General features: G+C 60.3%; 21 protein-coding genes. 11 read left to right on the top strand and 10 right to left on the bottom strand.

Translation table 11 applies throughout. The features are described 5' to 3' along the window. Positions 1-5 precede the first annotated feature (5 nt). Positions 6-650, bottom strand: a complete 645-nt coding sequence (locus FJQ55_RS15970) for a TetR family transcriptional regulator C-terminal domain-containing protein (RefSeq protein ID WP_140829677.1) — start codon at positions 648-650, stop codon at positions 6-8. A gap of 142 nt (positions 651-792) precedes the next feature. On the opposite strand from FJQ55_RS15970, the gene FJQ55_RS15965 reads away from it, so the two are divergent. Beyond that, entirely contained in the window at positions 793-1,956 is a 1,164-nt protein-coding gene (locus FJQ55_RS15965; protein WP_425467538.1) for a M20 aminoacylase family protein, read from the top strand. A 7-nt stretch (positions 1,957-1,963) separates the two neighbouring features. Here the strand turns inward: FJQ55_RS15965 and FJQ55_RS15960 are convergent, their stop codons facing one another. After that, positions 1,964-2,827 (bottom strand): DMT family transporter, encoded by an 864-nt coding sequence (locus FJQ55_RS15960; protein ID WP_140829675.1) that lies wholly within the window; start codon positions 2,825-2,827, stop codon positions 1,964-1,966. Positions 2,828-3,041: 214 nt separating this feature from the next. Here FJQ55_RS15960 and FJQ55_RS15955 point away from each other — a divergent pair, with 214 nt between their 5' ends. Continuing rightward, positions 3,042-4,235 carry an MFS transporter gene (locus tag FJQ55_RS15955; RefSeq protein WP_140829673.1) on the top strand — a complete coding sequence of 398 codons (1,194 nt, stop codon included), beginning with the start codon at positions 3,042-3,044 and terminating at the stop codon, positions 4,233-4,235. On the opposite strand, the gene FJQ55_RS15950 is transcribed toward FJQ55_RS15955, so the two are convergent. Both FJQ55_RS15950 and FJQ55_RS15945 read right to left on the bottom strand, forming a co-directional pair. Then, positions 4,232-6,508, bottom strand: a complete 2,277-nt coding sequence (locus tag FJQ55_RS15950) for a xanthine dehydrogenase family protein molybdopterin-binding subunit (protein WP_140829671.1) — start codon at positions 6,506-6,508, stop codon at positions 4,232-4,234. The genes FJQ55_RS15955 and FJQ55_RS15950 overlap by 4 nt on opposite strands. Positions 6,509-6,510: 2 nt before the next feature. After that, entirely contained in the window at positions 6,511-6,969 is a 459-nt protein-coding gene (locus FJQ55_RS15945) for a (2Fe-2S)-binding protein (RefSeq protein WP_140829669.1), read from the bottom strand. 36 nt (positions 6,970-7,005) lie between these two features. Between FJQ55_RS15945 and FJQ55_RS15940 the strand changes: the two genes are divergently transcribed. The 3 genes from FJQ55_RS15940 (at position 7,006) to FJQ55_RS15930 (ending at position 9,721) form a co-directional block, all read left to right on the top strand. Further along, positions 7,006-7,620 (top strand): TetR/AcrR family transcriptional regulator, encoded by a 615-nt coding sequence (locus FJQ55_RS15940; RefSeq protein ID WP_140829667.1) that lies wholly within the window; start codon positions 7,006-7,008, stop codon positions 7,618-7,620. Positions 7,621-7,713: 93 nt separating this feature from the next. Further along, the gene (gene ispG, locus FJQ55_RS15935; protein ID WP_140829665.1) at positions 7,714-8,979 is read left to right on the top strand and encodes a flavodoxin-dependent (E)-4-hydroxy-3-methylbut-2-enyl-diphosphate synthase; all 1,266 of its coding nucleotides are present in this window, start codon (positions 7,714-7,716) and stop codon (positions 8,977-8,979) included. Between the two features lie 76 nt (positions 8,980-9,055). After that, positions 9,056-9,721: a YiaD family glycine zipper/OmpA-like lipoprotein gene (locus tag FJQ55_RS15930; protein WP_140829663.1), complete on the top strand. Its 666-nt coding sequence runs from the start codon at positions 9,056-9,058 to the stop codon at positions 9,719-9,721. Between the two features lie 58 nt (positions 9,722-9,779). Here FJQ55_RS15930 and FJQ55_RS15925 read toward each other — a convergent pair whose 3' ends face one another. The 3 genes from FJQ55_RS15925 to FJQ55_RS15915 all read right to left on the bottom strand — a co-directional run bounded on the left by FJQ55_RS15925 (position 9,780) and on the right by FJQ55_RS15915 (position 12,445). Further along, the gene (locus FJQ55_RS15925; protein ID WP_140829661.1) at positions 9,780-10,412 is read right to left on the bottom strand and encodes a LysE family translocator; all 633 of its coding nucleotides are present in this window, start codon (positions 10,410-10,412) and stop codon (positions 9,780-9,782) included. A gap of 61 nt (positions 10,413-10,473) precedes the next feature. After that, a complete protein-coding gene (gene hisC / locus FJQ55_RS15920) occupies positions 10,474-11,529 on the bottom strand; it encodes a histidinol-phosphate transaminase (protein ID WP_140829659.1) in 1,056 nt (351 codons plus the stop codon). Position 11,530: 1 nt separating this feature from the next. Beyond that, complete coding sequence (locus tag FJQ55_RS15915; RefSeq protein WP_140829657.1) at positions 11,531-12,445, bottom strand: polyprenyl synthetase family protein; 915 nt, start codon at positions 12,443-12,445, stop codon at positions 11,531-11,533. Positions 12,446-12,547: 102 nt separating this feature from the next. Between FJQ55_RS15915 and mtgA the strand changes: the two genes are divergently transcribed. The 4 genes from mtgA to FJQ55_RS15895 all read left to right on the top strand — a co-directional run bounded on the left by mtgA (position 12,548) and on the right by FJQ55_RS15895 (position 14,916). Further along, complete coding sequence (gene mtgA, locus FJQ55_RS15910; protein WP_140829656.1) at positions 12,548-13,327, top strand: monofunctional biosynthetic peptidoglycan transglycosylase; 780 nt, start codon at positions 12,548-12,550, stop codon at positions 13,325-13,327. A 70-nt stretch (positions 13,328-13,397) separates the two neighbouring features. Then, the gene (locus tag FJQ55_RS15905; protein ID WP_140829654.1) at positions 13,398-14,045 is read left to right on the top strand and encodes a glutathione S-transferase family protein; all 648 of its coding nucleotides are present in this window, start codon (positions 13,398-13,400) and stop codon (positions 14,043-14,045) included. A 157-nt stretch (positions 14,046-14,202) separates the two neighbouring features. After that, positions 14,203-14,388 carry a 50S ribosomal protein L32 gene (rpmF, locus tag FJQ55_RS15900; protein WP_016556742.1) on the top strand — a complete coding sequence of 62 codons (186 nt, stop codon included), beginning with the start codon at positions 14,203-14,205 and terminating at the stop codon, positions 14,386-14,388. Positions 14,389-14,520: 132 nt separating this feature from the next. Next, positions 14,521-14,916 carry a hypothetical protein gene (locus FJQ55_RS15895; RefSeq protein ID WP_140829653.1) on the top strand — a complete coding sequence of 132 codons (396 nt, stop codon included), beginning with the start codon at positions 14,521-14,523 and terminating at the stop codon, positions 14,914-14,916. Between the two features lie 44 nt (positions 14,917-14,960). On the opposite strand, the gene phaR is transcribed toward FJQ55_RS15895, so the two are convergent. Further along, the gene (gene phaR / locus FJQ55_RS15890; protein ID WP_110791207.1) at positions 14,961-15,539 is read right to left on the bottom strand and encodes a polyhydroxyalkanoate synthesis repressor PhaR; all 579 of its coding nucleotides are present in this window, start codon (positions 15,537-15,539) and stop codon (positions 14,961-14,963) included. Between the two features lie 227 nt (positions 15,540-15,766). On the opposite strand from phaR, the gene FJQ55_RS15885 reads away from it, so the two are divergent. Both FJQ55_RS15885 and phbB read left to right on the top strand, forming a co-directional pair. Then, complete coding sequence (locus FJQ55_RS15885; protein WP_140829652.1) at positions 15,767-16,948, top strand: acetyl-CoA C-acetyltransferase; 1,182 nt, start codon at positions 15,767-15,769, stop codon at positions 16,946-16,948. Between the two features lie 154 nt (positions 16,949-17,102). After that, entirely contained in the window at positions 17,103-17,828 is a 726-nt protein-coding gene (phbB, locus tag FJQ55_RS15880; RefSeq protein WP_140829650.1) for a beta-ketoacyl-ACP reductase, read from the top strand. Between the two features lie 244 nt (positions 17,829-18,072). Here phbB and FJQ55_RS15875 read toward each other — a convergent pair whose 3' ends face one another. Both FJQ55_RS15875 and FJQ55_RS15870 read right to left on the bottom strand, forming a co-directional pair. Then, a complete protein-coding gene (locus tag FJQ55_RS15875) occupies positions 18,073-18,327 on the bottom strand; it encodes a YMGG-like glycine zipper-containing protein (RefSeq protein ID WP_062282159.1) in 255 nt (84 codons plus the stop codon). Between the two features lie 23 nt (positions 18,328-18,350). Continuing rightward, the gene (locus FJQ55_RS15870) at positions 18,351-18,503 is read right to left on the bottom strand and encodes a DUF3309 family protein (protein ID WP_082511155.1); all 153 of its coding nucleotides are present in this window, start codon (positions 18,501-18,503) and stop codon (positions 18,351-18,353) included. Between the last annotated feature and the right edge of the window lie 3 nt (positions 18,504-18,506).

Below are 18,506 nucleotides of genomic sequence, written 5' to 3'. Positions count from 1 at the left end.
TCCGTTCAGTGCTTGTCTGCTGCAGGTCTGAGAGCAATACCGCCCAATAGCGCCTCTACAGCGTCGAGTGCGATCTGTGGCAGGCGGCCTTCGTCGAACAAGTCGCTCGCAAGCGAGTTCTCCAGCCATAGACCGTCGATCAGGCCGTTGATGGCGATGGCAAGGTGCCGACATTCTGAGGGAGACGCCGTGCGGCCATGGCTGGCCAGAAGGGAGGCAACGAGGCCTTCCAGGATGTTGAGGAAAAGCAGGTAATTCTCCCGGTGGATGCGGGCCAGTTCCTCGTCCGACCTCACACGTCCAATGAAGGCTGCCCAGAGCGAGAGCGCCTTTGGATCGGCGACTGGCGGGCTGACATTGGCAACGATGAAGCGGTGCAGGCGTTGGTGCGCATCCTCGCCTGCTGCGGTCATCGCATCGACCGCCGTCTTCGTCATGGTCGCCAGCATTTCGCGATACGCCGCCTGTACCATCTGGTCCTTGCCGGTGAAATAATGGCGGATGAGGCCGCCGGTCACTCCGGCTCTCGCGGCGATATCGCGGACGGTCGCACCTTCCAACCCATGGTCGGAAATGCTGTCGAGCGTGGCGGATATCAGGTCCTGCCGCCGTTCAGCCTCTCCGGCCCGCTGGAATGTGCGTCGCGTCATCGGCATTTCCCAACGGCGTTAAGTGACGACAAACTGTCGTCCGGTGATCAAGCGGCTTTTTATACGGTTGAACAACAAGGCCGCAAGTGCGAAAGTCGCGGCCGTTCATTTCGCCTCGTCGTCGGCCATGTCAGGAGTTTCCATGTCAATCCAGTTTGCCAATGTCATGGCGGATGTTCTGGCAACGCGGCGCCACCTTCACCAGTTTCCCGAGATCGGTCTTTCCGAATTCAAGACCTCCGACTATATCGCCGAACGCCTACAGTCACTCGGCTACGAAGTGACGCGAGGGCTCGCCGGAACGGGTGTCGTCGCGACCCTCCGTAACGGCGCAAGTTCGCGCAGCGTCGGCATCCGTGCGGATTTCGATGCGCTTCCGATTCTGGAGGAGACCGGGCTCGACTATGCCAGCAAGGTGCCTGGCGTAATGCATGCCTGCGGCCATGACGGGCATACCGCCATGTTGCTGGGTGCAGCCCAGATCCTGGCCGAGCGGCGGAATTTCGACGGGACCCTCCATCTCATCTTCCAGCCAGCGGAGGAGAATTTTGGTGGTGCGCGCATGATGATCGAAGATGGGCTGTTTGACAGGTTTCCGTGCGATGCAGTGTTCGGCCTTCACAATGATCCTGATATCGCATTCGGCCACATCGCCGTGCGCGAAGGGCCGATCATGGCCGCGGTCGATGAGTGCAAGATTACCGTCAACGGTCGTGGCGGTCATGGCGCCGAGCCGCAGGCGACAGCGGATCCAATCGTCTGTGGCGCATCGATCATCATGGCCTTGCAGACGATCGTATCGCGCAACATACATCCGCTTGATCCAACGGTAATCACCGTCGGCGGGTTCCACGCCGGTGCCGCCAGCAACGTCATTCCCGAGCGCGCGGAAATGGTTCTGTCCATCCGCTCTTTTGATGCCGCAGTGCGAGATCAGCTCGAACAGCGGATCCGGGCGGTGGCAGAAGGTCAGGCGGCAAGTTACGGCATGGGAGTCACGATCGACTACCAGCGCGGCTACAACGCGACGATCAATCACAAGGCGGAGACCGATTTTGTTCGGGATCTGGCGAAAAGCTTTGCCGGCGCCGACAAGGTTTTCGACCTGCCGCGGCCGATGATGGGGAGCGAGGATTTCGGTTACATGCTCGCCGAGCGGCCTGGTAGCTATTTCTTCCTGGGCACTAAGCGGACGGAGAACGACCCGCCGCTTCACCATCCACGTTACGATTTCAACGACGATGTGCTGCCCATCGGGACGACGTTCTGGGTGGAACTGGCGGAGCGTTATCTGCCCTTCGCCTGACGCCTGATCAGGCGGTTGCCCGCCGCCTTTCGGCAACCAGGATGATGACGCCGGCACTGGCAATCAGGACGGCGCCAGCCACCACGTTACGGCCGGGAATGTCACCCCAGATCGCGTAGCCGAGGGCGAAGGCCCATATCAGCGCCGTGTATTCGAAGGGCGCGATGATCGAGATCGGCGCGCGGCGCATGCTTTCGAAATAGGCCAGCTGACCCATCCCGCCGATCACACCGACTGCGACCAGAAGGATCTGCGCTCCTCCGGCCGGCATGGTCCAGTTGGAGAGCGCAACCGGCGCCGTCAGCGCGAGAAAGAAGACGTTGGTCATCGCCATCTGCACCATGCTGCTTGCGTCCTGCGAGGTACGGCGCAGCAGAATGGTTGCGATCGCCCAGCAGCAGGCGGCGAGAATGGCCAGATAAACCGGCCAACCGTCGGCCATGCCGGTGGGGTCGCTCGCGACGATGACGCCGACGAACCCGGTGACCACGGCGGCCCAACTCGCAAACGATACGTGCTCGCCGAGCATCGGGATTGATAAGACGACCGCGACGATCGGTGCGGCGAAGTAGAGGGTTGTGAGATCGGCCAGCGGCAGAAATTTGGCGGCATGAAAGTAGCAGAGCCAGGCTGAGAGGAGGAACAGGCTACGGATCATCATCGGCCGCCGGACGGTTGATGTCAGGGTTTCGCGGACAAGACCGCGCCCGCCCATGATCAGGCATCCGGTCAGGATGGCAATGCTGCGGCAGAACAGAATCTGCCAGACAGTCGTGGTTTCCACGAGCAGCTTTATCATACTGTCATGTACGGCAAACAGGAAATAGGACAGGCTGGACAGGACGATGCCAGCGCCGATGGTGGTCTTCACGGTTATAGAACTTTCAGGATCGGGGGGGCACCATGTCTGGTTGCCGAAGCAGGCGGGTGCATATCTGTCGCGGCTCCCTTGGTCGCTGTCAATTGCCTATGCGGCATCAAACGTTCATCATTGAGGGAAACAAAATGTTATGGCGAAAGAGCCACTCGGTGATTGTCGTTTAAATCGATTTAAGTAGAGTGCCGCCGGTTGCATGGAGGAAAACATGAACGACACAGCATCCGTCACGGCGGCGTCCCAGAGGCCTGCTCCGATCGTCACGCGGGAGAGGGCGGCGGTGGCGCTGCTATTCTTCCTCAACGGTATGGTGATGGGTGCTTGGGCACCGAAAATCCCATTCTTCTCGCAAGCACTTGGCCTGACAGAATCGATGCTGGGCCTTATGCTGTTCGTTTTCGGCGTCGGGTCGCTGGTGATGATGCCGATCGCCGGCATGCAGATCGCCCGTTTCGGATCGCGTCACGTCGTCCAGATCACGACCTTGCTCTACATCCCGACAATCGTGCTGATCACGCTGGTCGATAGCGTCTGGACCGGCGCAATCGCCATCTTCCTCTTCGGGGGCCTGACCGGCGCCATGGATGTGGCGATGAATGCCAATGCAGTTGAAGTCGAACGGCAAATGCGACGCTCGATCATGTCCTCCTGTCATGCCTTCTGGAGCCTTGGCGGGCTGTTCGGTGCTGCGACCGGCGGAACACTGATCGCGACCGTCGGGGTGATGGGCCATGTTCTTCTGCTGGCTGGTCTGGCTGTCGTGCTGTTCCTTGTGGCACGACCTATGATCCTAGCTGACGCACCGCATCCGAGCGAGGAGCCGGTGCGGGCCAGGCTTCCGCTAACCCCTTTGCCATGGCTGATCGGCCTCATGGCGCTGTTCTGCATGGTTCCGGAAGGAACAGTGCTCGACTGGAGCGCGCTCTACCTGCGCAATGAACTCAATGCGCCAACGGAAATTTCCGGCTTTGCTTTCGCCGCATTCTCGCTCACCATGGCTGCCTGCCGTTTCGCCGGCGACTTCGTACGCGACCGTTTCGGCGGAGTGAAGACATTGCGGGTCTGCGGTGTGCTTGCGACAGTGGGGCTCTTGATTGCCGGGCGTTCGGACAGCGTCGCGCTTGCGCTCGTCGGTTTCGCCATCGCCGGGATCGGCATTTCTAACATGGTGCCGATCGCTTTTTCGGCAGCCGGCAATATTCCCGGTCTGGCGCCCGGTGTCGGGCTCTCCGTCGTCACCACCATGGGTTATTCCGGCATTCTGTTTGCCCCGTCGCTGATTGGGTTCGTCGCTGAGCATACAACACTTTCGACCGTTTATACGGCGATCCCCGCCCTGTTGCTGGTAGTGCTCGCCCTGTCGCACCTCGCTCGCTACGCCGACCGGGTCAACGCGGCTTAAGCGAACGTTATCTCGGCTGACAGGGGCAGGCGCCGGTGGCGCTTGCCAGTCAAAGCGAAGATCGCGTTCACAAGTGCAGGGGCAACGGGCGGAGTTCCGGGCTCTCCTGCACCACCCAGGAAGGGTGAGTTCGGCAAAAGCGCAATCTCGATTGCTGGACACTCCACCATGCGCAGCGCATCGTGGTCGTGATAGTTGGACTGCTCGACGGCGTGATCGGCAAAGCTGATCTGCTGCTTCATCGCTGCCGACAAACCGAACACAATGCCGGACATCATCTGGGCTTCGAAGTTGCGGGGATCGAGCACCGTCCCGGGGTCTGCAGCGCAGAAGACGTGGGCCACTCGGATCGCGCCGTCGCGCTCCTCGACTTCGACCACCTGGGCGACCCAGGTGCCGAAGGACAGCGCAAAGGCAACGCCGCGGGCGCGACCTTTCGGCAGCGGGGTGTTCCAGTTCGACAGCGCCTCGATCTTTTCCAGGACCCCGATGGCCGCAGGATGCTTGGACAACAGCGTCTTGCGCAGCTGCAGCGGGTCTTGGCCACCCGCATGGGCAAGTTCGTCGATAAAGCTCTCATGCATGAAGGTATTGTAGGAGAAGCCGACGGAGCGCCAGAAACCCACCGGCACGGCAAGGTCAACCTTGCGGCCATCGATGCGATAATTCTCGATGTCATAAGGTTGGTTATAGGCCCCGTCGATCAGCGTGTTGTCCGGACCGCCGATCGGCAGATCCGGATAGTAGCGACCGAGCGCGCTCGCGACAACGGACGGCGATGCGATCGAGCCGACCAGTGCCTTTGGCATGCCTTCCTTGGCCACGAGGCCCCTGTAGCGGGACTTGGCCATAGGTCGATACGGCCCGTGGCTCATATCCTCTTCGCGTGTCCAGGTCAGTTTGACTGGCCGGCCCGTTACGTGCGCCGCAACGCGGATGGCGTAGTCTGCGTAATCCGGTTCGATACGGCGGCCGAAGCCGCCGCCGAGAAAGGTGGTGTGCACGGCTATCTTCTCCGGCGGCAGGCCAGTGATCCTCTGCGCCACAGTCTGGATGAGCGTAGGCCCCTGGTTCGGTGCCCAGATCTCGACATTGTCTGCCGTCACCAGTGCCGTCGCGTTCATCGGCTCCATGGCAGCGTGCGACAGGAAGGGCACGTCATATTCCGCTTCGACCACGGAAGTTTGGTCAGCATCGGCGAAGGCAAGGTCGGGATCGCCGAGTGCGCGTAGCGAGAAGGCTTGCTTTCCGTCAAGTGCCGCCGTGTGCAGGCTCTCCATCTCCGCCGATGTCGCCGGAATGGGCCCCGTCTCCCACTCAATTTCGAGTGCGTCGGCTGCCTGGAAAGCGCGCCAGGTGTTGTTGGCGATGACGGCGACGCCTTGGCCGTAGGGGCTGTCTATGGCGATGACATCCTGAACACCGGTCATGGCTTTGGCCGCCTGCGCATCGAAGCGCTTCATGCCGCCGCCGGGGCTGGGGTTCATTCGGACTGTGGCATAGAGCATGTCCGGCAGATTGACATCGACGCCGAAGATCGGCGCACCAGTCACCTTGGCCATCATATCCTTGCGTGGTTGTGGTTTGCCGAGGAGTTTCCATTCGGCCTTCGGCTTCAGGCTCGGGGCAGCGGAAGGTGCCAGGGCGATGGCGTCGCCAGCGAGTTCGCCGTAGCTTGCACTGCGACCGGAGGCGGCATGGATGACACGACCATGCTGCGTGCTGAGGGTATCGAGTTCGACTTTCCATCGCGCAGCCGCTGCAAGCTTCAGGCTTTCGCGGGCCTGCGCGCCGGCGTGGCGCAGCTTCTCGAAGTGGTCGATCATCGAGCTCGAGCCGCCGGTGAATTGAATCGCAACCAGTTTCGCGACGACACCGATCGTGCCGCGCAGCGTTTCGGCAACGACGCCGTCCTCGAATTTGGGGACGGGCGCGCCATCGGTCATCGCTGCAGCATTGAAATAGGCGGCGGCGGCCGGTCCGTGTTCGATCGTCACCTGATCCAGTGACACATCAAGTTCTTCGGCGAGCAATGTGGCGAGGGTCGTCTGGACGCCCTGACCCATTTCAGCGCGCGGTGCGATGATCGTGATCCGGTTGTCCGGCGCGATCTTGAGGTAGGGGTTGAAGGTGACCTCCCCATTGGCAAGCCCGTCCTGCAACGGATTGGGAAGCGGTGAGGCATAGCGATAATAACCGAAGGCGACGCCACCCGTGAGGGCTACGGCGCCGAACAGGAAGCCGCGACGGGTCAGGGTTCCGAGCTTGCCCATGGTCATGCTCCCGCCCGCTCGCGAGCGGCCCGATGAATTGCGGCGCGGATGCGGGGATAGGTGCCACAGCGACAGAGATTGCCCGACATTGCCTCATCGATTTCGGCATCCGTGGGCCTTGGATTGTTTTCGAGGAGAGCCACAGCGTTCATGATCTGCCCGGCCTGGCAATAGCCACACTGGGCAACCTGCTCATCGAGCCAGGCCTGCTGCACCGAATGAAGACCGTCGCCGGCGGCGAGACCCTCAATGGTTCTAACCGGACCCGTTATGTCGCCAATTGCGGTCTGGCAGGAGCGCACGGCCTGTCCCTCGATGATGACGGTACAGGCACCGCACAGGCCTGCGCCACAGCCGAATTTCGGGCCGAGAATTTTGAGCTCGTCGCGCAAGGCCCAGAGCAGCGGCATGTCCGCTTCTGCCTCCAGCAGATGGTCCACGCCATTCACCGTGATCTTCACAGCCTTACTCTCCCTTGATATGACGGCGTTGACAGAATGACAAAAATCGTCAATTTGTCAATCATGGCAGATGGGAACGCAGACGGGCGGCGGGCGCTCATTCTTCAGGCGGCTTACGGCACCTTCGTCAACTATGGTTTCAAGCGTACCACTATGGACGACATTGCCCAGGCTGTGGGGTTGTCGCGGCCAGCCCTCTACATCCATTTTCGCAACAAGCAGGACATCTTCCGTGGTCTGATGCTGGCCATGATGGAGGACACGCGCCTGAAGGTCAGCGTCTGTCTCCGGCAGGACCTGCCGCTGGGGGACGCGCTTGCGCTTGCCTTGCATGAAGGCATCATCTTGCCGCACCAGCAAATCCTGGAGACAGCGCATGGGGCCGAATTGTTCGACACCAGTCATGAGTTGGCAGCCGACCTGTTTCTCGCTTGGATGAAGGCGGTCGAGGCGGAAATCGCGCTCGCGCTCAATCGTGCCGCAGAGACCAGAGAGATCACAATTCCGTCAGGACTTTCTGCCAACGTCATCGCTTCGCTGCTGATCGATGCCATCCAGGGGATGAAATCCCGCCGCCAGAGCATCGAAGAGGTGGCGGAAGCCATCCCGCAGCTCCTCGCACTGATCCTCGGTCCCATTCTCTCCCGCTGATTTGACTGGTCATCGGGGAGGAGGTCCGGTTGACAAGCAGCGAGCTTTGATCCACCTCCAGAGCAACGTTCGAAGGTGCGCAGAGATTGAGCCATGTTCGCAGGAACCATTCCATCCGCCAATGCCTATGATCCGAAGCCACGTCGTGCCTCTGTCGCCGTCGATGTCGGTGGCGTGATCATCGGAGGTGGCGCTCCCGTCGTCGTTCAGTCGATGACCAACACCGATACAGCCGATGTGGATTCGACCGTTGCCCAAGTGGCTGCGCTGTTTAAGGCGGGGTCGGAAGTCGTGCGCATCACTGTCGACCGGGACGAGAGTGCTGCTGCCGTCCCGAAGATTCGTGAGCGCCTGTTGCGGCTTGGCATGGATGTGCCGCTGATCGGCGACTTCCACTATATCGGGCACCGACTGCTCGCCGATCACCCCGCTTGTGCCGAAGCGCTGGCCAAATATCGCATCAATCCGGGCAATGTCGGTTTCAAGGACAAGAAGGACAAGCAGTTTGCCGAGATCGTCGAAATGGCGATCCGCTACGACAAGCCGGTGCGCATTGGCGTCAATTGGGGCTCGCTCGATCAGGAACTGCTGACTCGGTTGATGGACGCCAATGCCGAGAATGGTTCGCCGCTGTCGGCGCGCCAGGTCACGCGCGAGGCGATCGTGCAGTCAGCGCTACTGTCGGCTGAGCTTGCCGAGGAAATCGGTCTGCCGCGCAACCGCATCATTCTGTCTGCCAAGGTCAGCCAGGTGCAGGATCTGATTGCCGTCTATCAGATGCTCGCCGATCGCTCGAACCATGCCCTGCATCTCGGTCTCACGGAAGCCGGCATGGGCACGAAGGGCATTGTCGCATCGTCCGCTGCCATGGGCTACGTGTTGCAGCACGGGATCGGCGACACGGTTCGCGTGTCTCTTACGCCGGAACCGAACGGGGATCGTACCCGAGAAGTGCAGGTGGCGCAGGAACTTCTGCAGGTGATGGGTTTCCGTCAGTTTGTGCCAGTGGTTGCCGCTTGTCCCGGCTGCGGACGCACGACGTCGACCGTTTTCCAGGAACTTGCGCAGAAGATCCAAGACGACCTGCGCAAGAACATGCCGGTCTGGCGCGAGAAGTATCCCGGCGTCGAAGGCTTGAACGTCGCCGTCATGGGATGCATCGTCAACGGCCCCGGTGAGAGCAAGCATGCCGATATAGGCATCTCGCTGCCGGGCACGGGCGAAAATCCTGCTGCGCCCGTGTTCATCGATGGCGAGAAGGCGATGACCCTGCGGGGTCCCAACATCGCTGCCGATTTCGAAGCACTGGTCGGCGACTACATCGAGAAACGATACGGCCGACGCTCGGCAGCAGAATGAGGCTGTGCGGCAACTTTTTGTTGCCGTAATTTCCCTGTTCAGGAATCATCAGCCTGTTCTTGGAGGGACATCGAGCATGATCAAGAAGATCGCCATCGTCGCGCTGTGCGCGACCTATCTGAGTGCCTGCACGACGACGGACCCGTATACGGGACAGCAGAAGGTCTCGAACACTGCCGGTGGTGCAGCGATTGGCGCAGCTGTTGGTGCGCTGGGCGGTCTGGCCGTCGGCGGTTCGCCGGTGGGACGGCGCAATGCCGCTTTGATCGGTGCCGGTATCGGTGCACTGGCCGGTGGCGCCATCGGCAACTACATGGATCAGCAGGAATCGGAGCTTCGTGCGCAGCTGCAGGGCACCGGCATCTCAGTCACGCGCGTCGGTGACCGAATCATCCTCAACATGCCGTCCAACATCACCTTCGCCACGGATCAGGATGCGGTCATGCCGCAGTTCTACCCGACCTTGAACTCGGTTGCGATCGTTCTGCGCAAGTTCGACAAGACCCTGATCGACATCAATGGCCACACCGATTCGACCGGTAGCCTTGCGCATAACCAGGCGTTGTCGGAGCGTCGCGCCATGTCGGTCGCCAGCTACCTCAACGGCCAGGGCGTCGACCCGCGTCGCGTCTCCTCGCTCGGCTTCGGCCCGAGCCAGCCGATCGCGTCCAACGCTACCCCGGACGGCCGCGCCCAAAACCGCCGCGTCGAAATCCAGATCTCGCCGCTCAAGCAGGGCTGATCGAACCGTTTCGGTCAAAATCACAAGGGCGCTGCCACAAGCGGCGCCCTTTTTCGTATCAGTGCTGGAGAAGCAGCCGCGCGCCGGCCGCCGTGAACAGGACGGCAAGTGTACCTTCGATATAGCGGCGTGCGGAGCGGTAGGCTCTGAGTGCGCCGGGCAGGGAGAACAGCCAGGCATATCCCATGAATACGGTGAAGCCTGTCGTTAGGCATCCTGCCACGATCACTGCAACCGTTCCGCCTGTGGCGCCAGCCGGCAGTCCAAGGGACAGAATCGCGAGCCAGGCGAAGATCGCTTTCGGGTTGGTCAGGTGGATTGCGTAGCCGCGCAGGAAGGTGTGTCTGAAACTCTTCGCGGCGGTGTCCCTCGCCATCGGGTCCGTCGTACTCGCCGCCGAGCGGAAGGCGCGCAAGGCCAGGTAAAGCAGATAGAGGCCACCGACAATTCGCAACACGGTCACGGCATGGGCGTAATGGGTCAGGACGGTCGCCAGACCAGCCGAAGCGGCCAAGGCCCAGGTCATCGAGCCACAGAAAATGCCGGCAGCCATGGTAAATCCGTGCCGCCGTCCCTGACCAAGAGAAGCGGATGCAATCGCCATGGTCGCCGGACCTGGGCTGAGTACGGCTACCAGATAGACCAGATAGGCGCTGAAGACCTGCGGCAGGTTTTCCAGAATGACTTGCATGGAACGCTCCGATGGTCGGGAAAGGGCTTACAGACTAGCCCGCGTACGTTCCATGCACACGTCAGATGATTTGATCGATGGCGGTCAAAAACTGATGGCATTCCTCGGCAGTGCCAATCGTCACGCGCAGAAAATCGGAGATGCGTGGTTTGGCGAAGTGGCGTATCAGCACTGCGCGTTCGCGCAAGCCTCGAGCGAGATCGGCGCCCTGATGAGCCGGGTGACGGGTGAAGACGAAGTTGGCCGAGGACGGCAGCACTTCGAAACCACGCGCTTTCAGGGCTCCTGTTACCATGTCACGGTTGGCGATGATCTGGTCTCGGGTTTGCTTAAACCAGGCTTTATCCTCGACGGCCGCCGTCGCAGCGGCCTGGGCAAGTGTATCCAGCGGATAGGAATTGAAGCTATCCTTCATGCGCTCCAGCGCCTCGATCAGCGAACGTTGTCCGAGAGCGAAGCCGATGCGGAGGCCGGCGAGGGAGCGAGATTTCGAGAAGGTGTGAACCACCAGCAGGTTCTCGTAACGCGGAATGAGGCTTGCGGCCGTTTCGGCTCCGAAATCGACATAGGCTTCGTCAATCACCACCACCTGATCCGGATGAGATGCGACAAGTGCCTCGATCTCGGAGAGCGGCAAGGCAATGCCTGTAGGGGCATTCGGGTTTGCAAGGATGATCGCGCCGCAGGGCCGGTCATAATCGCCAATGTGGATACGCATGGCATCATCCACCGGCACTTCATCGACGGTGATCTCGAAGAGCCGGGCATAGGTCTTGTAGAAGCTGTAGGTGATGTCAGAGCAGAGCAATGGCTTGTCGTGCTTGAGAAGGGCTGCGAAGGTGAAGGCGAGAACCTCGTCCGAGCCATTGCCAACAAAGACCTGCTCAGCTTCAAGGCCGAAGTTTCGGGCAAGCGTTTCGCGCAGGCGCGACGATGACGGGTCCGGATAGAGCCGCAAACGATCATCGGAGGCTGCTGCAATCGCCTCGAGCACGCGCGGCGAGGGGCCGAATGGGTTTTCGTTAGTGTTCAGCTTTACCAGCCCCGGAATTTTCGGCTGTTCACCGGCCACATAGGGTTCCAGATCGTGGACGGCAGAGGACCAGAAACGGCTCATATCAGTTCTTCCTGTATGCGATGAAGCGGGCTGCTTCGATGAGGACCGTGGCCGTCTCTCCATAGGTGGCGAGTTCGTCGCTGGCAGCGGTCACCAGACGTTTGAGCTCGGCTTCTGCCCAGGCCTGACCTTTGAGGGCCACAAGCGTACCTTTGCCTTTTGCCGCGTCCTTGCCGGTTGCCTTGCCCATGGTGGCCGCATCGGCCGTCAGATCTAACAGATCGTCCGCCAATTGAAACGCGCGCCCGATCACTTCTCCAAACCGGCGCAACTTGGCCCGGTCTTCGGCGCCACGACCAGCGATGACCGCGCCGGCTTCGCAGGCAAACCGCAGGAGAGCGCCGGTCTTCATCGATTGCAGCAGCACGATCCCGGCTTCGTCGGGCGCTTGTGTTTCTGCTGCAAGATCGAGCGCCTGACCGCCTGCCATGCCGCCCACGCCGGCTGCACGGGCAAGTTCGAGCACGAGCGTTGCCTTCGCGCCATCCTGCAAAGGCGTTTCCGGTGACGTGATAATGTCAAAAGCATAGGTCAGCAGGCCATCGCCCGCCAGAATTGCGGTGGCATAGTCATAGGCGATGTGAACGGTCGGCTTGCCGCGACGCAGGTCGTCGTCGTCCATCGCCGGAAGATCGTCATGGACGAGCGAATAGCTGTGCAGACATTCCAGCGCGCAGCCCACTAGAAGAGCGGCTTCTTCATCGCCGCTGAACAGTCGCGTGGCCTCCAGAACCAGATAGGGCCGCAGGCGCTTGCCGCCGTTCAATGCACCGTAATGCATGGCCTCGATCAGTCTCTGTGGGCGTGCGATCTCTCCAGCGCGAGGCCGCGCATCAAGCAGCAAGCCGAGGCGCGCTTCCACCGTAGCAGCATGACGTGCAAGATTCTGTTCGAAAGTGGTCGAAGACGGGCTCATGCGGGCTATTTCGCACGGCACCCCGGGAGTGGCAACGGGAAATTCCGTCACAGGTATGGGAGTTTGGCCGTCCTCTACTGGTCAATCGTCAAGAGGATGCGTATGACAGACGAGCCCCCGGGACGAGTGGATCGATCTTCTTTGACAGTGGACGTGCAGACTTTGGAGCAGGAGACGGAGGAAGCCCCGGTCGAGGAAGGCCAGGAGCGCGCGAGACTATGGCGTCGGATCGCCATCGGTGTCGTCGCCTTCCTTTGCGCGCCCTATTTTCTGATCCTCGTCTACCGGCTCGATTTCATCCACCCCGTCTCCACCCTGATGCTGGCAGATCTCCTGACCTTCCAGGGTTATGATCGTCGCTGGGTGGATTTCGAAGATATCTCGCCGAATGTTGTGCGCGCCGTGATGATGTCGGAAGACGGCCAGTTCTGCATCCATAATGGCGTCGACTGGGGACAGCTTAAGGGCGTCGTCGATGATGCGCTCGCTGGCGAGGCAACCCGGGGTGCCAGCACGATCCCCATGCAGACGGCCAAAAACCTGTTCCTCTGGAACAGCCGCTCATTTGTGCGCAAGGGCCTCGAATTGCCACTGGCGCTGGCAACTGACGCCGTCTGGCCCAAGGAGCGGATCATGGAGGTCTACCTCAATATCGCCGAGTGGGGGCCCGGCATCTACGGCATTGAGGCAGCCGCCCGATATCATTTCAAGACCTCCGCCGCCAAGCTCAGCGCCCGCCAGGCTGCATTGCTCGCAGTCGCGCTCCCCAACCCGATCGACCGGGTGGCCAGTAAACCGGGCAAGGGCATGCAACGGCTGGCCAATGTCGTCGACCGCCGCGCAAAGCGATCGGGTGAATACATCACCTGTCTCTATGATTGAGATCAGAGTCTCGTTGGTCGTTTGCATCAGATGCGGCTAACGTCGCTTTCATCTGAAAGGGAAGGTGCCCATGTCCGATCTCGTCCTCTACATCGCCAACAAGAACTACTCGTCCTGGTCCTTCCGTCCCTGGATCGCCATGACAGTAGCCGGCATTCCCTTTCGTGAACAGTTGATCCCGTTCGGCCCTGGGGCGACGAGCCCGCAGTTTCGCGCACTGTCTCCCACTGGAAGGGTTCCGGTCTTGCACCATGGCCCTGTCAGGGTGTGGGAATCGCTCGCCATCATCGAATATGTTACCGAGCTTTTCCCCGACGCGGGTCTTTGGCCGGACGATCCTGCCCGGCGCAGCATGGCGCGGTCGATCTCGATGGAGATGCTGTCTGGTTTCCGCTCTTTGCGGGGCGCTTGCCCGATGAACATGCGCCGGCCGGTGAGGGCCATCGACCTGCCGGATGGGGTGAAGGCTGACGTGCAGCGGATCGAGGAGATCTGGCGAGAGATGAGGCAGATGTCAGGCGGTCCCTTCCTGTTCGGCGCATTCGGTGCTGCGGATGCGATGTTTGCCCCGGTGGTCAATCGCTTTGCCGTCTATGATCTGGTCAAGGATGCGGATACGCTTGATTACATGGCTGCCGTCAAGGCTCATCCGGCGTGGAGGGCATGGGAGACTGCGGCGCTGGCCGAAAGCTGGATCGTGCCTGAAGACGAGGCGTGAACCGCCGCTCCGGTGCGTCTGAAAAAATGACGGCAGGGACTGGTCAAACCCCTCCCGGACATGTATAAGCCCGCCAAAATCCGAGTTCGCGACAGGTTCTGTCCGGCCTCATCGAGGCCGCTCAACCTGTTTTGCACCGTCACGTGGAGTAACGAAAATGGCTGTACCGAAGAGAAAAACAAGCCCGTCGAAGCGCGGTATGCGCCGTTCTGCGGACGCCCTGAAGGCCGCGACCTATGTCGAGGACAAGAATTCCGGCGAACTGCGTCGCCCGCACCATATCGATCTGAAGACCGGTATGTATCGTGGCCGTCAGGTTCTGACGCCGAAGGAAAGCGCATAATTTCTGCGCGACATCCTGATTGTTGAAGGCCGGCCTTAGCGCCGGCCTTTACTTTTTTAGTCAAGGCATTGTTAACTCACGCAGGAGAAGGCCGCCGGATTGGCGTGAACTCCAGGTGAGGAAGGATGTCTGATGTTTGTCGCCATACCCCTGATGATCGTGCCGTTCGTGTTCTACAACGCAGTCATGCTGGGAAGTGGTCTGCCTTCTTTCGCTTCCACGCTTGTCACGGTGCCGATGCTCTCGGGCGCCCTCTGGACAATCACCCTGGGTGATGTCGTCATTCTGGTTGCTCTGATTGCGCTGTTTTTCGAAGTCCTGAAGGCGACGATGAGCAATCGAAACTCGTTGCTCAATCACATGCTCTCCATGCTGGTCTTCGTCGTTTTCCTCGTCGAGTTCCTGCTGGTCAGGGATGCGGCCACGCAGCTTTTCTTCACGCTGATGGTCGTCGCCTTCATTGACGTCGTGGCTGGTTTCACGATTTCCAACCGGGCCGCCGGGCGTGACGTGTCGATCGGGCTGTGACCCGATCGACAATCTAAAAAGGCCCCGGAGCGAGGCCTTTCGTTTCAGAGATTGTCAAGCTTGCTTTGCAAGGAGCGCAACTGCTCCTTCAATTCATCAATGTCTTTGGCCTCGGCCTTGCGAGTTTCCTTGGCAGGCTGCTGGCCGCCGAGGAAGGGCGAGAACATCTGCATCGCCTGCTGGAACATTTCGGTATTGCGCTTGACCTGCTCCTCCATCAACTGGATTGGCATTTGCAGATTCTTAGACAGCGGATGATCGCCAAAGGCCTTGGTCATCTGCTCGCGCATCTGGGTCTGCTGCTCGGTGAAGGCCTTCATCGAGTGCTCGAGGAAGCTCGGCACCACCATCTGCATCTGATCGCCGTAGTAGCTGATCAGCTGGCGCAGGAAAGAGATCGGGAGCAGCGTATTGCCCGTCTTCGACTCCTGTTCGAAGATGATCTGGGTCAGGACCGAGTGGGTGATGTCCTCGCCGGACTTGGCGTCCTGGACAATGAAGTCCTCGCCCTTCTTGACCATCTTGGCCAAGTCCTCAAGCGTCACGTAAGTGCTCGTGCCGGTATTATAGAGGCGTCGATTGGCGTATTTCTTGATAACGATTTCGCCATCGGCTTTGGCCATTGCGGTCTCCTAACCCGTCGTTTTTCGGTTATTTTTGCTCTTCCCAATGATGAATGTAAGCGCAAATGAGAGCTGGTGACAATCTCTTTGTGCAATGCACGAAACCGAATTGACGAAAGACAGGAGCTTGCAACCAAAGAACGATCCGGCGGGGTTTATCCTGTTTGACACCGGGAGCAGTCTTTGACAGTTTCTTTCGAAACACAAACATTTCGGAGGAGACGTCCATGACCAGTCCGTCCATCGTCATCGCCAGCGCCGCCAGAACGCCGGTCGGTTCGTTTAACGGCGCCCTGTCGTCCGTCGCCGCGCATGATCTGGGCGCCGTGGCCATCAAGGCTGTGCTGGAGCGTGCGGGTGTGGAGGCCGGCGAGGTCGACGAAGTCATCCTCGGGCAGATCCTGACGGCAGGCCAAGGACAGAACCCCGCTAGGCAGGCCGCGATGAAGGCCGGCATCCCGCAGGAAGCGACTGCCTGGGGCCTCAACCAGCTGTGCGGCTCGGGCCTTCGCGCCGTTGCCGTCGGCATGCAGCAGATCCTCACGGGAGACGCGAAAATTATCATTGCCGGTGGGCAGGAATCCATGTCCATGGCACCGCATTGCGCGCATCTGCGCAACGGCACCAAGATGGGCGACCTGAAGATGGTCGACACGATGATCAAGGACGGCCTGACGGATGCCTTTTACGGCTATCACATGGGCACGACCGCGGAAAACGTGGCGCGCCAGTGGCAATTGACCCGCGACGAGCAGGACGCGTTTGCTGTCGCCTCCCAGAACAAGGCGGAAGCCGCTCAGCTTGCTGGCCGCTTCAAGGACGAGATCGTGCCGGTCATCGTGCCCGGCCGCAAGGGTGACGTTACTGTCGACCAGGACGAATACATTCGCCACGGAGCTACCCTGGATAGCATGCAGAAGCTGAAACCTGCCTTTGACAAGGAAGGCAGCGTGACAGCCGGCAATGCGTCGGGGATCAATGATGGCGCCGCCGCCGCCCTGCTGATGACAGAGGCTGAAGCCTCGCGGCGCGGCATCGCTCCACTTGCTCGCATCGTTTCCTGGGCGACCGCTGGCGTCGATCCGAAGATCATGGGCACGGGCCCGATCCCGGCATCGCGCAAAGCCCTTGAAAAGGCCGGCTGGAAGATCTCCGACCTCGATCTGGTCGAAGCCAACGAAGCGTTCGCGGCTCAGGCCTGCGCGGTCAACAAGGACCTCGGCTGGGATACCTCGATCGTCAATGTCAACGGCGGTGCCATTGCAATCGGCCACCCGGTCGGTGCGTCGGGTGCGCGCATCCTCAACACGCTTGTATTCGAGATGAAACGCCGAGGCGCCAAGAAGGGGCTTGCCACGCTCTGCATCGGCGGTGGCATGGGCGTCGCCATGTGCCTCGAGGCCCTCTGAGGGCGATGGCGTGGCGTTTTCGCCGGCAGTTCATCCATTGATATTGTCCTTCCCGGTCGAGAACCGGGGGGCACCCTTGTGCCAAGGCGGAAGATATCGCCTGACACACACCACGGAACGGGAACGCTAAGAACCGATAAGGGGAGGACTGACGATGAGCAGAGTTGCTTTGGTGACCGGAGGCACGCGCGGGATCGGTGCGGCGATTTCAATTGCCCTAAAGGACGCAGGATACAAGGTCGCAGCGAACTTCGCGGGTAATGAAGAAAAGGCCAAGGCTTTCGAAGCCGAGACCGGTATTCCCGTGTTCAAGTGGGATGTCTCAAGCTACCCGGCTTGCGCCGAGGGTATTGCCGCCGTCGAGGCGGCGCTCGGCCCCGTTGAAGTCCTGGTCAATAATGCAGGCATCACGCGGGACGCCATGTTCCACAAGATGACGCCCGAGCAGTGGGGTGAGGTCATCGGCACGAACCTCACCGGTCTGTTCAACATGACCCATCCGCTGTGGAGCGGCATGCGCGATCGCAATTTCGGTCGCGTCATCAACATCTCCTCGATCAACGGCCAGAAGGGTCAGATGGGGCAGGCAAACTATTCTGCTGCAAAGGCGGGTGACCTGGGCTTCACCAAGGCGCTAGCCCAGGAGGGTGCCGCCAAGGGAATTACAGTCAACGCCATCTGCCCCGGATATATTGGTACGGAGATGGTGCGCGCGATCCCTGAAAAGGTCCTGAACGAGCGGATAATCCCGCAGATCCCGGTTGGGCGCCTCGGAGAGCCTGAGGAAATTGCGCGCTGTGTGGTCTTCCTCGCTTCCGATGATGCTGGCTTCATCACGGGATCGACGATCTCTGCCAATGGTGGTCAGTTCTTCGTCTGATCACAATCGGCCGCACGCTGTTAAGGAACAGGGGCCGAGGACTGCGGCTAGAACTCTTAATATCCACCAGGCCGTATGGTTAACCAATTGTAATTCCACATTATCTAGCGGTGAACGAAACGAGAAAACATCTGCGTCTGCGATTCGTCGCTGATTCGTTCCGGGTTTGGTCGAGAGGTTAACGTTAAAACAGAAAAGGCCGCCGAACGTCGGTTCGGCGGCCTTTTCTGTGACGTCAGCGCTGTTAGCGGCAACGAGCTTCGTAGGTGCGGCCGTAGCGATCGCGATATACGCAGTAGCCGGCACGTTCCTGCGAGTTGCCGATCAGCGCGCCGGCGACACCGCCGACCGCTGCGCCGACTGCTGCACCACGGACATTGCCGGTTGCGACACCACCGATGATGGCGCCGGAAGCGGCACCGATGCCGGCACCGCGTTCAGTCTGCGTGCAGGATGCGAGAGGGGCGATCAATGCCAATGCCAAAAGGGTCTTTTTCATCGTCGTTTCCTTTTCCCTAGAGTTTAAATTCGACCCATCAACATCAGGATGATGAGGATGAGCAGTACCAGTCCGAGACCTCCCGACGGTCCGTAACCCCAGCCGCGGCTATAGCCCCAGCTCGGCAGTGCGCCGATCAGCAGCAGAATCAAAATGACGATGAGAATTGTACTCATGGG

It is taken from the genome of Rhizobium glycinendophyticum (assembly GCF_006443685.1).
Taxonomy (GTDB): Bacteria; Pseudomonadota; Alphaproteobacteria; order Rhizobiales; family Rhizobiaceae; genus Allorhizobium; species Allorhizobium glycinendophyticum.
This window is presented reverse-complemented; position numbering and strand designations above follow the sequence as displayed.

What these genes read in the sequence shown, in the direction of transcription:
- FJQ55_RS15970 (WP_140829677.1), bottom strand. Translation starts at nt 650, where the DNA reads ATGACGCGACGCACATTCCAGCGGGCCGGAGAGGCTGAACGGCGGCAG.
- FJQ55_RS15965 (WP_425467538.1), top strand. Translation starts at nt 793, where the DNA reads ATGTCAATCCAGTTTGCCAATGTCATGGCGGATGTTCTGGCAACGCGG.
- FJQ55_RS15955 (WP_140829673.1), top strand. Translation starts at nt 3,042, where the DNA reads ATGAACGACACAGCATCCGTCACGGCGGCGTCCCAGAGGCCTGCTCCG.
- FJQ55_RS15950 (WP_140829671.1), bottom strand. Translation starts at nt 6,508, where the DNA reads ATGGGCAAGCTCGGAACCCTGACCCGTCGCGGCTTCCTGTTCGGCGCC.
- FJQ55_RS15940 (WP_140829667.1), top strand. Translation starts at nt 7,006, where the DNA reads ATGACAAAAATCGTCAATTTGTCAATCATGGCAGATGGGAACGCAGAC.
- ispG (WP_140829665.1), top strand. Translation starts at nt 7,714, where the DNA reads ATGTTCGCAGGAACCATTCCATCCGCCAATGCCTATGATCCGAAGCCA.
- FJQ55_RS15930 (WP_140829663.1), top strand. Translation starts at nt 9,056, where the DNA reads ATGATCAAGAAGATCGCCATCGTCGCGCTGTGCGCGACCTATCTGAGT.
- FJQ55_RS15925 (WP_140829661.1), bottom strand. Translation starts at nt 10,412, where the DNA reads ATGCAAGTCATTCTGGAAAACCTGCCGCAGGTCTTCAGCGCCTATCTG.
- hisC (WP_140829659.1), bottom strand. Translation starts at nt 11,529, where the DNA reads ATGAGCCGTTTCTGGTCCTCTGCCGTCCACGATCTGGAACCCTATGTG.
- FJQ55_RS15915 (WP_140829657.1), bottom strand. Translation starts at nt 12,445, where the DNA reads ATGAGCCCGTCTTCGACCACTTTCGAACAGAATCTTGCACGTCATGCT.
- mtgA (WP_140829656.1), top strand. Translation starts at nt 12,548, where the DNA reads ATGACAGACGAGCCCCCGGGACGAGTGGATCGATCTTCTTTGACAGTG.
- FJQ55_RS15905 (WP_140829654.1), top strand. Translation starts at nt 13,398, where the DNA reads ATGTCCGATCTCGTCCTCTACATCGCCAACAAGAACTACTCGTCCTGG.
- rpmF (WP_016556742.1), top strand. Translation starts at nt 14,203, where the DNA reads ATGGCTGTACCGAAGAGAAAAACAAGCCCGTCGAAGCGCGGTATGCGC.
- FJQ55_RS15895 (WP_140829653.1), top strand. Translation starts at nt 14,521, where the DNA reads ATGTTTGTCGCCATACCCCTGATGATCGTGCCGTTCGTGTTCTACAAC.
- phaR (WP_110791207.1), bottom strand. Translation starts at nt 15,539, where the DNA reads ATGGCCAAAGCCGATGGCGAAATCGTTATCAAGAAATACGCCAATCGA.
- FJQ55_RS15885 (WP_140829652.1), top strand. Translation starts at nt 15,767, where the DNA reads ATGACCAGTCCGTCCATCGTCATCGCCAGCGCCGCCAGAACGCCGGTC.
- phbB (WP_140829650.1), top strand. Translation starts at nt 17,103, where the DNA reads ATGAGCAGAGTTGCTTTGGTGACCGGAGGCACGCGCGGGATCGGTGCG.
- FJQ55_RS15875 (WP_062282159.1), bottom strand. Translation starts at nt 18,327, where the DNA reads ATGAAAAAGACCCTTTTGGCATTGGCATTGATCGCCCCTCTCGCATCC.
- FJQ55_RS15870 (WP_082511155.1), bottom strand. Translation starts at nt 18,503, where the DNA reads ATGAGTACAATTCTCATCGTCATTTTGATTCTGCTGCTGATCGGCGCA.